A 14,588-nucleotide genomic window follows, 5' to 3' on the forward strand; every position below is an offset into this window, starting at 1 on the left:
TTATTTGTTTTAATTCAGCAAATTTCCATATCTTTTCCGATTAAAAGCCAGTTGTAAAAACTGCAACACTAAATAACCCATTATATTATCTATGAAATTCCCCAAATTAGCAGGCACAATTATACTTGGCTTTGCTGCAATCAGTTTATTTGCAAACTGTAACTCAGATGGCAAGAGCAAAAGTGGTACCGGCCAGAACACATCTGACACCACTAAAAAGAAAGGAGATTCAACAGCAAACGTGATGAAGCCTGTTGATCCAAAACTATATGATTCTCTTGTAAAAAAACTTGCTAACGGTGATACCACAGGCAAATGGCCGGTTAAAAATCAACCTGTTCCACTTGCTGGCGCCATTTTGCCTTTTAAAAGGATTGTGGTTTATTACGGAAACCTTCACTCTAAAAAAATGGGGGCTTTGGGTGAGTACGCACCAAAAGAGATGTGGCAACGCCTGAATGCTGAAGTTAAACATTGGGAAAAGGCTGACCCTTCTACACCTGTTCAACCGGGTTTGCATTATATTGCTGCAGTAGCAAGCGGAACACCTGGAAAGGACAAAAAATATATCAACCGGATGGGTAACAAACAGATTGATTCTGTATTAACCATTGCCAAAATGCAACCTAATACCATTGTTTTTCTGGATTTGCAGGTGGCATTAAGCACTATAAAGGATGAGCTTCCGCATATTGCCAAATATCTTCAATTGCCATACGTGCATTTAGGAATCGATCCTGAATTTTCAATGAAAGATGGTTCTCTTCCAGGCAAAAAAATCGGAACTTATGATGCTGCTGATGTCAACTATGTAACAGGATACCTTGCAGATATCGTTAAAAAATATAACTTGCCTCCGAAAGTATTTGTTTTACACCGTTTTACGAAGAAAATGGTAACTAATGCTGCAAACATTAAATTACGTCCGGAAGTACAGGTAGTTATACACATGGATGGATGGGGTGAGCCAGAACTGAAGAAAGGCACCTATCGCCATTTCGTTTATGGTGAGCCTGTGCAGTTTACAGGTTTCAAGCTTTTTTATAAAAATGATTTGAAAAAAGAACCTAAACGTTTAATGACTCCGGAAGAGTTATTAAAACTTACACCGAAACCGATCTACATTCAGTATCAGTAAAAAAAAAGCCCATGATGATCATGGGCTTTTTTTATTTCATTTTAGGGTCTAAATCAAACTGGAATTTATACCCACCACTAATTTTCAAAAGTGAGCAATGCATGCTGACTTGCGGTATGAATATCTCGCCAAACCCGATTAATTTCTGATTCCTTTTTAGCGGCTTCCAACCCACCATAAGGGAAAAGCGTATCAGCAGCTCTTCTACAGGCATGAGCAAGTTTCCTGCTTATGCGACTCACCATTTGCAATTGATCTTCTTGTATCGAACCATTTTGAATAAGTTGATCCCATGATTGATCAAAGGTGGTATAAAATTGATTTCTCAACGATTCAACTTCGGTTTTGCAACCATTTAATTCAGAAGTAAAAAAAGCAACCTGTTCATCATTGTATCTGCTTAGCCCCGAACGTGCAAAAAAAGAATCTTCTACCAACCGGATAAAATGCCTGCCCATCCCCAGGCTATTCACAGCCAGCGTAGTTTCAGCCAGTTGTAAAAAAGGATAATCAAAGCCTTGATCTGCCACTTTAATATCGCTATTGATTTTAAAGGTTCTGTTTACTGGAACAAGCAGGTCTTTTACTTCAAATGCATGACTTCCGGTTGCAATCAACCCAAAATATGACCAGCCGGAAAGAATTTCCACTTCATTTTTCTTAAGGATAAAAGAGATGACTTCAGGATTTCCATCTTCATCTAGAAGATCAGTACCATCTACTTTTTTTATCGTACAATTGGCTGTAAAAACAGTAGCATGTAAGGCACCACTGGCATATTTCCAATGACCATTAATCAGGTAACCACTTTCCATTTGAACTGCCGTTCCTCCAACTGCACCACTGCCCGCAAAACAAACTTCCCTCTCTGAAAAAATTTCTTTCGCAAGTTCCTGATCTAAAAAACCCGCAAACCAGGCGGCACCAGCGCAAAGGGTTACAGTCCACCCTAAGCTCCCATCGGCTTCAGCCAACTCCTCTTCAAGATGTAGAATTTCGGGAAGTTTCTTCCCTGCACCACCATAAATTTGAGGCACAAAAAGTTTAAACCAGTTTTCCTTGTAGGCAAGGTCCAAAATTTCCGGATGCAACTCTCCCAACGTTTCAGATTGCGCTGCAAATTCCCTTACCTTATTTTGCCAGGTTGATGTTAACGTATTTTGCATGTTTTTTTTATCTAATAAGCATGGAAGGTATTCGATTCAAAGCAAATACTGCCTTTTCCATATTGGTAGTGTTAAGCCACCCTAAATTTCCTCTTGCCGATAATTTTCTTCCAATCTAGAAAGCCAAATATGGCGACTATAAAAAGGAAAGTAGTTAGGCAGGCCATGAGCGGTAGCTTTTTATGAAATAATAAAGGTATAGCCACTATATTGGAGATGTTGAGGAAAATCCAATTCTCAATTTTACGTTTTGCGAGCAGCCACATTCCGGCCCATGCGGTTGATGACACGAAGGCATCCAGAAGTGGTACGTCAGAATCAGTGTGGTGTCTTAATGCAAAATATAACACAAAGAAACCAACTACAGCAATTAACACTGCAATTAACAACTCCTGGCTGGTACTCCATGATACCTGGTTTTCACCGTCAATTTTACGCTTTTTCCAAATCATCCACCCATAAACACTCATCACCAGATAGTAAATGCTGAGCAACATTTCTGCATAGAGCTTAACATTAAGTAAAAGAAACATGGATAATAGAATGGAAATAATCCCGGTAGGATATAACCAGATGTTGTTTTTTTTAGCCAGTAAAACCTCAGAAACACCGAAACCAACGGCCAGCCATTCTATAATTGAAGTATGTAAAATTTGTTGTTGAAAAAGCCTGAACCACTCCTGAAAATTCATTTACAATAATTTTGCCTCACGGCAGATAAAAATAATTGAAACTGCTTTCAGGGCGAAACAGTATGTTGAATTAACCTCTTCCCTACGCCGGCATTATCCGGATCAGGTGCATTTAAGTTAAAAGTTTTGGGTTCAAAGTTAAAAGCTTAAACTTTCGACTTTGGACTTTTAACTTTCCAATTAAAACGGGTGTAATCTCAGCCTCCGATTGCAACAGCTGTTGCACAATTCAAAAGCACCCCTTTGAGTAAGGCAAATATAGATTTAAATTTTAAGATACGTAATCGAAAGATACTATTCTTTTAAACCCTCAACAGCTGGAGGATTGCCCGACCCACCAATTCTTTAAATGTGAAATAGTCGAATTTACCATCAGTATTTATGCTACAAAGGAAATCAGCATTTATATTTCAACCTAATGGTTGGTGTCACATCAACCATTAGGTTCTTGTATAGCGATTACATTAAGATTGCTGCGTACCTCAGCAATAACGACTTATTGTTTAAAAAAGTCCCAATTGACCTTTGTCATCAATTTCAATATCATTGGGATTGGTAATTTCGAAATCTACCTTTTTAGCCGGCTTTTCTTCAGCTTTCGGCTTATCCTTAATTTTAGGTTCTTCTTTTTTCGCCGGTGCAGGTTTTTCTACTTCTTCAACAGCTTTTTCTTCAGTCCCGGTTTCTTCCTCTTTAATCCCAGTTGATTCCTGAGCTGGTTGTTTGATTACCGGCTTTTCTTCCTGTACTACTTTCTCTTCAACAGCAGACACTATTTTCCGTTCAAATTTAGGCTTTGGCGGCTCTTTTATTGCTGTTTCGGCAACCTCCTCAACTACTTCTGGCTTAGAAATTTCTTCATTGGCTTCAGGCTCGGCCATATCATTAACTGTTTCTGTTTCTACTACCGCACCTTCAATACCTTCACCTGACTCATCATTACTCCCACTTTGTTCATTTTCATCAGCATCTTCCACTTCAATGGCGGGTTCTTCCAACACTACTTTTTGCACATCATGTGGCGATAAGCGGTTGCCATTTGCCTTTAAGCCTTTTACATCAATTAATTCTGCAAGCATCAAATCTAACGTCTCCGGAATTTGCGTTTTACCTTTAAGCACATCAACAATAATCCTTGCGGCAGGGTGCGCCGTTAAAAACAACAATTTAGATTTTTGTTCCTCACTGATAAAAATGGTTTTTCTACCAATGGATTGCAGTTCAAAAACAAAACGCTTGATGAAATAATTTTGTGCTTTGCCTTCAAAATGAACCGCAGCAAATACCTTTTCAGGATCAAACTTTTCGATCAAAATCAAGCCGTCATCAAAGTGGTTACTTAGTTCAAATGAGCTTAATTCATAATAACCGTCTTTATGTACCTGTAAAATCCGATCATCGCCATCAAACTCACCAAGATACTTCCCTCTTCCATCAACGTTTAGGCGCTTTAACAAATCATCATACCAAATTTTTAACCCTGATAAGGTAGAAACACCTTTACTTTTTAAGGTGATTTTTTTAACGGGATATTTAGAAATGATATTCCCCTGCGATCCACGACCTTTAATGGCTACTTCAGCAAAATCCTGATCAAATTGAAGCTTACGCAATTTAGAGTGCGGCTTCAGGGCAACATTTATAATTTCAGCTTCACCATTCGGATTGGCAGTAAAATATAAAACTTTCGAGCCTTTTGATCCTTTGGTTAAATCGTATTCCTTATCTCTTGTTACACCGACAACTGCAAAACGCTTAATGTAAGCTACTCCGGTACCGCCATCTTTGTAAATCATATTGTAGATGGTGCGCTCGTCGTTTTTTTTAAAAACCTGGGCATGAATAATTCCCTTTCCAACAAAGGTTTTATCGGCCACTTTGGTGATCATACACTTTCCATCTTCACGGAAAACAATCACTTCATCAATGTCTGAGCAATCTGCAATAAACTCATCTTTACGTAAGCCCGTACCAATGAAACCATCCTCACGGTTTACATATAGTTTCACATTTGCTAAAGCCACTTTTGAAGCTTCTACCCGATCAAACAAACGGATTTCAGTTTTCCGTTCTCTACCTTTCCCGTATTTATCTTTTAATTTCTGAAACCAGGCGATGGTGTAATCGGTCAGGTGTTTTAAATGATTTTTAACCACCTTGATTTCATCTTCCAGATTTTTCATTTGCTCATCTGCCTTTTTCACATCAAAACGGGTGATGCTACTCATTGGTTTATCGATCAGCTTTTTAAAATCTTCGGGTAAAATTTCCCGGTAAAGCGAAGGTTTGAAAGGATCAAAAAGTAAATGCAATACTTCAACAACGGTATCGAAATTACTGGAATTTTCATATTCAGGGTTTTTATACATCCCCTCCTGAATAAATATCTTAAGTAGTGAACTAAAAAAGATTTTTTCCTGCAGCTCATGCAGGCGAATCTCCAGTTCTTTTTTTAATAAACTTTTGGTGTGTTTGGTATTTTGAATCAGGATGTCGTTTACACTTAAAAAGTGTGGCTTATCATCCTGGATAATACAGGTATTGGGTGAGATCGAAACCTCGCAAGCCGTAAAAGCATATAATGCATCAATGGTTACATCAGGCGAAATTCCGGGAGCCAGGTGCACAATAATTTCTACATGCGCTGCTGTACTGTCTTCAATTTTTTTGATTTTGATTTTGCCCTTATCGTTGGCAGCCAGAATACTGTCGATGACAGAGCTGGTTGTGGTACTGTAAGGAACTTCCGTAATCACGAGGGTTTTCTTATCCTTTTCGGTGATTTTTGCCCTAACCCTGATTTTGCCGCCGCGCTGTCCTTCATTATAATTCGAAAAATCAGCCATTCCACCGGTAAAAAAGTCAGGTACAATATTCGGCCTTTCTCCTTTTAACACATCAATCGAAGCATCCAGCAATTCGTTAAAATTGTGTGGCATTACCTTGGTTGCCAAACCAACGGCAATACCTTCTGCTCCCTGTGCCAATAACAACGGAAATTTAACCGGTAAAGTGATGGGTTCATTATTTCGTCCATCATAACTCAATTGCCATTCAGTAGTATCGGGATTGAAGACCACTTCATTTGCGAATTTCGACAAGCGGGCTTCAATATAACGCGGTGCCGCAGCACTATCGCCGGTAATGGGATCTCCCCAGTTGCCCTGCATATCAATCAGCAAATCTTTCTGACCAATTTGTACCATTGCATCACCAATGGAGGCATCACCATGCGGGTGATACTTCATGGTATTTCCAATTACATTGGCTGCCTTATTGAAACGCCCATCATCCATTTCTTTCAACGAATGCATAATACGGCGCTGAACAGGTTTTAAACCATCATGAATATGCGGAACGGCACGATCCAGAATTACATAAGACGCATAATCGAGAAACCAGTTTTCATATAAACCATTAATTGGCGTTACGGTATGCTTGTGTTCTTCGTTTATGTTTTGGTCTAATTCTTCACTCATCTATTTACAAAATTGGCAGCCGTAAATATAATAAAAATGATCTCATCGAATGAACAGAGGTTATGCACATTCAAAGTTCAAATTTTGATGGAATGACTTGAATAATTAAATCTTGCCCTTTTATTGAAGTGGTTATTCTACATGACACCGGATTTTTAGCTTTAATAAAACGCTATCTTTCCAGCCTGTCTTCTACAAAAGAAAAAGGTAGTAAGCTTTTTACGCTGGGTACTTTTAAGATTTCGCCATTGAGGCAATAAAAAATTACTTCAATTGGTGTTGTTTGTTTACGTTCAAATTCTGCCATCACCTGCAAACAGCCTCCGCATGAGGTAACAGGTTTTGTGATCTGGAAATGATCAGTTTGCGCAGTAATGGCCATGCTTTCAATAATGGCATTGGGCTGATTGGATCCGATAGAGAATAATGCCACACGCTCTGCACACAATCCGGATGGATAGGCTAAATTTTCCTGGTTGCTCCCAAGAATGGTTTCACCGGATGCCAAACGGATGGCCGTACCTACCCTGAACTTTGAATAAGGTGAATATGAACCCTTTAAGGCCAGTTCTGCATTTTCACAAAGCAGCTTGTCTTTTGTGTTCAGTTCATTAAGGCCAGCATACTGCTCAAAACTAATATTCAGATTTAATAATTTCATTTATTGTTGATTATTATGCCGCCAATGTTAAATTTTTGCAGCGGGCGAACAATTTAGTTTATTTTTTGTATTATTTATAAATATGCCCTAAAATTTATTTAGGGGTACGCTTTTAGCATTTAAAGAAACCATCAAACATTATCAGCTTTGAATAAATACGTACGTAAAAGTTTAAAAATTTTACTCTGGGTAATTGCTTCAATTATCATCCTGGTTGTCGGTATAGCCCTTTCACTAAATATTCCTGCCGTACAAAATTTTGTAAAAGGAAAGGCGATTAACTATCTCAAAACCAAAACTAAAACTGAAGTCAGTTTGGAAAGCATTAAAATTGCTTTACCTAAAGATGTGGTTTTAAATAAATTTTACATCGAAGACCGAAAAGGCGATACACTGCTATATGCTGAAAAGTTAGCCGTAGATATCAGTCTGTTTAAATTATTAAAGAATACGGTTGAGATTAATAATATTGAGTTAAAAAATATCCGTGCGAATGTGAAGCGCATTAACCCCGATACCACATTTAATTTTTCTTTCCTGGTTGATGCTTTTATGAGTGACCAGAAAAAACCAGAAAAAAAAGTGGATCAGGATACGACTTCAACCCTCAAATTTTCTGTAGATAAGGTTTCTTTTGAAGATATTGGCATTACCTATCGGGATGATGTGGCCGGAAATGATGTAAAACTCTATTTAGGGGCATTTAAAACTAAATTAAAAACATTTGATTTAGCCAACCAGCACTATGTGATTAAAGCGCTTAACTTAAATAATACTTCGCTTAAATATCTTCAGCAAAAACCTTTAACCCAATTGGTACAGCACATTACCAATAGTGTAGATAGTAGCCAGAAAGAAACAGGGAAACTGCCTTTAATTGAAGTGGAAAATTTTGCCTTCAACAATGTGAAGGTAAATTATGATGATCAGATCTCCACAACGAAAGCCATTGCTACTGTGAATGAATTGGGTCTGGTCCATTTAAAGGTAGATCTCACTAACAGTAAATACACTGTAGAGGATGCTAAATTAAATAAATCCAATATTCTCTTCGCCTTTAAACCTGCACCAAGCAACAATTTAAAAAAAGTTAAAGATACGGTTGTTCCGGAAAAATCGCCTTTGGGCTTAATGATTAAAAATATCAGCCTAACAGATAATAATTTTCAGTTTGATAACCTTGGTGCAAAAGCCGCACCTAAAGGAATGGACTTTAATCACCTTAAAATCAGCAGACTTACTTTTGGTGCCAGCGATGTAAGTTACAGTGCTGATGGTATTAAAGCCAATGTTAAAAATGGATCATTGAAAGAAAAGAGTGGTTTTGCCTTAAATGAGTTAAAAGGAAATGCCATATATAATGATAAGCAGATTAAGTTAAGCAACTTCATTTTAAAAACGCCAAACACAACCGTTGAAAACGCGACGGAACTTAACTTTACTTCAATGGATGACTTAACTAAACATCCTGAAAAAGTGAAACTGGCACTAAGTTTCAAAAATACGACTATAGGGTTAAAAGATGCCGGTTATTTCAGTGATGCCATTCCGGCGAATTACCGCAATGAAAAAATTAAACTGAATGCAAAGGTAAATGGCTATCTTAATAACCTGAACATCCCACTTTTACAAATCAGCGGATTAAAGAATACACAGATAGACATTAGTGGTACGGCCAAAGGCTTACCTGACATAAACAAAACCTTTCTTGATCTGAATATTAAAAAACTTTATATCACAAAAAGCGACATTCTGGTGGCCGTACCTAAAAAATCACTTCCACCATCTATTGAACTTCCAAATGTAATCAATGCCAGAGGAAAGTTTACCGGATCAATGACTGATTTCAACACCAATATGAATATTCAAACGGATATGGGTGGTGCAATAGTAGTTGCAGGAATGAAGGGATCAAAAGGGAGAGAAAGCTATAAAGCAGATATCAGTCTGAATAATTTCAATGTTGGTCGATTGCTAAAAATGCAGCCTAAATTAGGTCGTGTTACGGTGAAGGCTGATGTGGCAGGTACCGGCCTTGATCCTAAAAAAATTAATGCAAAATTTAACGCACGGGTTTTAAATGCCTATTATAATAAATACACCTATCGCAACCTGAATCTTGCCGGTACATATGCCAATCAGAAAATAGCCATTAAAAGTAGCATGCCGGATAGCAATGCCAATTTTGCATTGAATGCCAATGTTAACCTGGCGGGAAAATATCCGGCGGTGAAGGCAGATTTAAACTTAAAGCAGTTAAATCTACAAGCCTTGAATTTTAGTCCGACAGTATTAAGTGCTGCAGGCCTTGTTAAGGTTGATTTGGCCACCGCAGATGCAGATTACTTAAATGGCAGTGTTGATGTTACAGGTTTACAGCTGGTAAAAGATCAGCAAAGAATTAATGTGGATACCATATCTGTCAGAGCTAAAAGCACAGCAACTGAAAATGAGCTGACCCTCAAATCAGAAGTTTTATCAGCAAAAATCGATGGTAAATATCAACTGACGAAAGTGAGCAATGCCATCATTAATGAAATTAACAAATATTATGCTTTTGGAGAAGTGACCAAAATACCAGATCAACGGATGCGTTTCTTCGTGAAGGTTTATGATTCAAAATTATTGAAGCAGTTTGTTCCGGAGTTGACCGTTTTTAAACCCTCACAATTTTACGGGTTAATTGATACCCAAAAAGACAGCCTGCTGATTAAAGGGAGCTTCCCACAGGTGGTATATGGTGATTTTAAAATCGATACCACACTGATAAACATCAATAACGATAACAATAAACTGGATTATGCCTTAACCGTTAAAGCTTTGCAAAGTCCATCAGTTTCACTTTTTAATACAGAAGTAAGTGGTGATGCGGCAAGTAATATCTTAGGTGTTAATATTTTTCTTCGCGACAGACAACGTAAAGATAAATATGTAATCGGTGGAAATTTTCAATCTATTAATAAAGACTTCAAATTTACTTTAGATCCGCAAAAATTATTGCTCGACTATCAAAAATGGGTGGTATCTCAAGATAATTATATTCAATTTGGTGCATCCGGCATACTGGTGAATCAATTTCAGATCAGCAACAGCGGTCAGTCATTATCGATTAACAGTAACCCTACACAACCCAATGCACCGCTATCCGTTGAGTTTAAAGATTTCCAGTTAGAAACCCTGACTAAATTTGCAGAAACAGATACTACTTTGGTGGGCGGGCGTTTAAATGGAACAGCAAATGTGAAAGATCTGGCTTCATCAGCTAAATTTGAGGCAAACTTAACTATCGATCAATTGCGTTATCAAAAAGATCAGTTAGGCACGTTGCGTTTAGCCGTTAATAATGACACACAAAATGCCTATGAAGTTAATGTGGCCTTAAGCGGCGTGCACGATTTAAGGGTAAACGGATTCTATTACACGGCTCCGAAAAGTGCATTGGATTTAACTGTAAACATTGATAAAATAGAATTAAAAAATATAGAGAGTTTATCTGCCGGACAATTAAAAAACGGAACCGGAACCATTACTGGTGCCTTAAGTGTTAAGGGTGAATTAACTGCGCCTAAAATTTTAGGCGACCTTACTTTTAATAACGCCGGGATTAATGTGGCCTATGTTAACTCTTATTTCAGAATGCCTAATGAAAAGATTTCCTTCACCAATGAAGGCATTAGCTTTAATAACTTTACGCTGATAGATTCTCTAAACCAGAAAGCAACCATCAATGGAAAGGTCATGACTACAGATTACAGAAGTTATCGTTTTGGTTTAGATATTAAGATGAATAACTTCAGGGCCATTAATTCTACTGCAGCTGATAATGACATGATTTATGGAAAGGTTTTCTTAACCAGTGATATTCAGGTTAGAGGAGATATGAATCAGCCAGATGTGAAGATGAATATTAAAGTGAATAAAGATACCAGATTCTTCTTCGCCCTGCCTTCAAGCGATCCATCCATTATAGATCAGGATGGCATTGTACAATTTATTGATGCAGATGCACCACCATTTAACGGGCAAAAAGCACTTAAAGTGGATAGCATCAATAAATCTTCCATGAAAGGTATTAACCTGGTCGCAGCCATTACCATTGATCCTGAAGCTGAACTTAATGTGGTGGTAGATCCTTCAAATGGTGACGCCTTGAATATTAAGGGTGATGCCAACCTGAATGCCACCATGGACCCAAGTGGAAAAATAAGCATGACCGGCCGTTATGAAGTTATTGATGGTTCTTATAATTTATCTGTTGGCCCTTTAGGCAAAAAAGAATTTAAGCTGGTTAAAGGCAGTACCATCGTATGGACAGGCGAACCGACATCAGCAAATGTAAACTTAACGGCACTTTATGAGGTAAATGCAGCACCTATTGATTTATTGAACCAGCCAGATTTATATGAAGCAAGAACCAAATTGCCTTTTCAGGTTTATCTTATGATGAAAGGTGAACTGTTGAAGCCGATTATTTCCTTCAGATTAGACCTGCCTGAAAATGAGCGTAATGCATTAGGCGGACAGGTATATACCAGATTGATTAACGTTAACCGGAATGAAAGCGAGTTGAATAAACAGGTATTCGCCTTACTGGCATTGAATAGATTTATCGCCAATAATCCTTTTGAAAGTTTAGCCGGTGGCGGTGGTGGTGTTTCTACACTTGCCCGCTCTAGTGTGAGCAAACTTTTGACGGAGCAGTTAAATAACCTGACTTCTGATTTAATTCAGGGGGTAGATCTTAATTTTGGAGTGAATTCATCAGAAGATTATTCTACCGGTTCCATGCAGCAAAAAACTGACCTTGAAGTGGGCTTATCCAAGAAGTTGCTTAATGATCGGTTAACGGTTACCGTAGGAAGCTCATTTGCATTGGAAGGTCCGCAGGCGCCAGGTGAAAAATCAACAGACATTGCAGGAAATGTAAATGTAGAATATGCCTTATCGGCAGATGGAAGATATAGGTTAAGAGCTTACAGAAGAAATCAAAACGATGTAATTGTGCAGGGACAGATTATCGAGACAGGTTTAGGATTTACCCTTGTTGTGGATTACAATAAATTCAGAGAAATATTCCAGAAGAAAAGAAACAGAAGAACAAGAAACATTGAACAGAAAGCACAAAATGAGAAAACTAACTAGACCTATCCTATTTCTATTGGCTTGTTTAGTTTACGCGGGCTGTAGCAGTACCAAATCTTTAAAACCAGGTCAGATTTTATATACCGGCGCTGAAGTAAAAATTAATCCTGATTCTACAGGTAAAATTGACGACGAAAAACAGATAAAGGCAGACTTAAAAGGTAAGACACGACCTAAGCCTAATAATAAATTAAAACTGGCCATTTATAATTTTGCCGGCGAACCTAAAAAGGCAAAAGGTGGATTAAGAAACTGGATTCGAAAAAAAGGGCAGGCTCCTGTGCTTTTAAGTGAGGTTAAACTTAAATACAATAATGATGTACTAACCAGTTATCTGTTGAGCGAAGGTTACCTGCAGGCCGAAGTAACAGGTGATACAGTGGTTAAAAATAGAAAAGGAAAAGCCATTTACACTGCTAATACTGGTCAGCGGTATAAAATTAATCAGGTAAATTTTCCGCCGGATTCTGGTGTGCTGACTAAAATTATCAATGCCAATAAAGCCAAAACCTTATTAAAAGCAGGGGATTTTTATGACCTTGACAATTATAAAAACGAGCGGATCAGAATTGATAACGATTTAAAAGAAAATGGTTATTTCTATTTCAGTCCTGATTATTTAATTATGCAGGTGGATAGTACCATTGGCAAAAACCTGGTTAATGTTTCAATAAAGGTGAAGGATATTGCTCCGGATGCTGCGTTAAAGCCGTATACCATTAAAAACATCAATATCTATCCAAACTATTCCTTAAGAAGAGATACGGTTTTAAGACGTTTAAAACCCCTGGAGTACAAGGATTTTAATATTTATGATGATCGAAATACCTTTAAGCCACGCTTGTTTGATCGTTTGGTTTTCTTCCAGAAAGGGGAACCATATAACCGTAAAGATCATAACCAATCATTAAACAGGATGGTTAATATTGGTGCCTTTCAGGATGTAAGAGCAGAATTTTTACCTGTAGACAGTTTTAAAAACAACCAGCTGGACCTTAATATTTACCTGACGCCTTTAAAGAAAAACTCACTGACGTTTTCCGTGACCGGAACCAGCAAATCCAATAACTTTGTGGGTTCGGAAGTGAAGGTGACACAAACCACCAGAAACCTTTTCAGGGGTGCAGAACAATTAGACTTAAGTGTAGGTGGTGGTTTTGAAACCCAAACCAGGGGAACATCACTGGGTAAAAACTCCTTATCACTCACCACTGAAGCAAAGTTAACCTATCCAAGATTTATTGTGCCTTTCTATAAGCCCAATAGCACCACAGCTTTCATCCCGAAAACAATCGCCTCGCTCTCTTATCAAATGTTAAACAGAGGTGGTGAATATACTTTGAATGCTTTTAAAGGTGAATTTGGTTATAACTTTAAAGAAAATCAGTATAAGGAACATAATTTTAATCCCATTTCGGTGAGTTACATTTCAACTGGTTTTCCTTCCAGAAAAGGGAAAGCCCCTAACTTTGTCAGGGATAGTTTATACGAAGTGAATCCACTCTTAAAGTCCACTTTAGAAAATCAGTTCATTATTGGTAGTAATTACAATTTCACCTATACTAACCAAATGGAAACCAACCGGAGGAACAATACTTATTTCTTCGGTGGGATAGAAACAGGCGGCAACTTATGGGGCACTTTTGTTCCGAAAGATGATGAAGGCAAACGTACACTTTTCAACGTTCCTCTATCGCAATTTATCAGGATCGAGGCCGATTTGAGAGACTATTATAAAGTGAACAGAAATGTAACCTGGGCCAACCGGTTAAATCTTGGTTATGGTTATGCGTATGGGAACAGCACTTCTTTACCCTTTGTACGGCAATTCTTTGCTGGGGGCAGCAACGATATCCGTGCTTTCCCGGCCAGAACATTAGGCCCGGGAACATATAAAGTTCGTGATGATGCTACTTTTGCAGATCAGGGTGGCGATATTAAACTGATGTTGAATTCTGAATTAAGGTTTAAGTTGGTAAGTGTTTTATATGGTGCCTTATTTGTAGATGCAGGTAATGTATGGTTAAGAAAGGAAGATGTAGGCGTACCAGGAACTGCTGATACCGGCCGACCAGGATCTGAATTTAAACTCAAAAACGCGTTAAATGAATTGGCTGTTGGTACCGGAGCGGGGTTACGTGTTGATGCAACCATCTTTGTCGTTCGTTTAGATGTGGCATTCCCGGTGCGTAAACCTTATTTAGCAGAAGGACAGCGCTGGGTATTTGATAATATCGCCTTTGGTGACAAGGACTGGAGAAGAGAGAATTTAATCTTTAACATTGGAATTGGATATCCGTTTTAAACATC

At 38.1% G+C, this 14,588-nt stretch carries 7 protein-coding genes; 3 read left to right on the forward strand and 4 right to left on the reverse strand.

From position 1 onward, the window contains the following. Window positions 1–91 precede the first annotated feature (91 nt). Window positions 92–1,138, forward strand: a complete 1,047-nt coding sequence (locus tag OQX64_RS12270; RefSeq protein WP_265818981.1) for a hypothetical protein — start codon at window positions 92–94, stop codon at window positions 1,136–1,138. A gap of 77 nt (window positions 1,139–1,215) precedes the next feature. Here the strand turns inward: OQX64_RS12270 and OQX64_RS12275 are convergent, their stop codons facing one another. The 4 genes from OQX64_RS12275 to OQX64_RS12290 all read right to left on the reverse strand — a co-directional run bounded on the left by OQX64_RS12275 (window position 1,216) and on the right by OQX64_RS12290 (window position 7,136). Then, window positions 1,216–2,304 (reverse strand): acyl-CoA dehydrogenase family protein, encoded by a 1,089-nt coding sequence (locus OQX64_RS12275; protein WP_265818982.1) that lies wholly within the window; start codon window positions 2,302–2,304, stop codon window positions 1,216–1,218. 71 nt (window positions 2,305–2,375) lie between these two features. Continuing rightward, the gene (pnuC, locus tag OQX64_RS12280) at window positions 2,376–2,996 is read right to left on the reverse strand and encodes a nicotinamide riboside transporter PnuC (protein WP_088300302.1); all 621 of its coding nucleotides are present in this window, start codon (window positions 2,994–2,996) and stop codon (window positions 2,376–2,378) included. Window positions 2,997–3,499: 503 nt separating this feature from the next. Further along, window positions 3,500–6,475, reverse strand: coding sequence for a DNA gyrase/topoisomerase IV subunit A (locus OQX64_RS12285; protein WP_265818983.1), 2,976 nt, complete (start codon window positions 6,473–6,475; stop codon window positions 3,500–3,502). A 172-nt stretch (window positions 6,476–6,647) separates the two neighbouring features. After that, entirely contained in the window at window positions 6,648–7,136 is a 489-nt protein-coding gene (locus tag OQX64_RS12290; protein ID WP_088300304.1) for a cytidine deaminase, read from the reverse strand. 147 nt (window positions 7,137–7,283) lie between these two features. Between OQX64_RS12290 and OQX64_RS12295 the strand changes: the two genes are divergently transcribed. Together OQX64_RS12295 and OQX64_RS12300 are read left to right on the forward strand one after the other, a co-directional pair. Beyond that, a complete protein-coding gene (locus OQX64_RS12295) occupies window positions 7,284–12,278 on the forward strand; it encodes a translocation/assembly module TamB domain-containing protein (RefSeq protein ID WP_265818984.1) in 4,995 nt (1,664 codons plus the stop codon). Continuing rightward, on the forward strand, window positions 12,262–14,583 hold the full coding sequence (locus tag OQX64_RS12300; protein WP_265818985.1) for a BamA/TamA family outer membrane protein: 2,322 nt from the start codon (window positions 12,262–12,264) through the stop codon (window positions 14,581–14,583). The genes OQX64_RS12295 and OQX64_RS12300 overlap by 17 nt, the downstream gene beginning before the upstream one ends. Window positions 14,584–14,588: the final 5 nt, after the last annotated feature.

It is taken from the genome of Pedobacter sp. GR22-10 (assembly GCF_026239715.1).
Classification (GTDB): domain Bacteria; phylum Bacteroidota; class Bacteroidia; order Sphingobacteriales; family Sphingobacteriaceae; genus Pedobacter.

Bases quoted from the DNA above. Each gene is read 5' to 3' on its own strand.
- OQX64_RS12270 (WP_265818981.1), top strand. From the start codon at position 92: ATGAAATTCCCCAAATTAGCAGGCACAATTATACTTGGCTTTGCTGCA.
- OQX64_RS12275 (WP_265818982.1), bottom strand. From the start codon at position 2,304: ATGCAAAATACGTTAACATCAACCTGGCAAAATAAGGTAAGGGAATTT.
- pnuC (WP_088300302.1), bottom strand. From the start codon at position 2,996: ATGAATTTTCAGGAGTGGTTCAGGCTTTTTCAACAACAAATTTTACAT.
- OQX64_RS12285 (WP_265818983.1), bottom strand. From the start codon at position 6,475: ATGAGTGAAGAATTAGACCAAAACATAAACGAAGAACACAAGCATACC.
- OQX64_RS12290 (WP_088300304.1), bottom strand. From the start codon at position 7,136: ATGAAATTATTAAATCTGAATATTAGTTTTGAGCAGTATGCTGGCCTT.
- OQX64_RS12300 (WP_265818985.1), top strand. From the start codon at position 12,262: ATGAGAAAACTAACTAGACCTATCCTATTTCTATTGGCTTGTTTAGTT.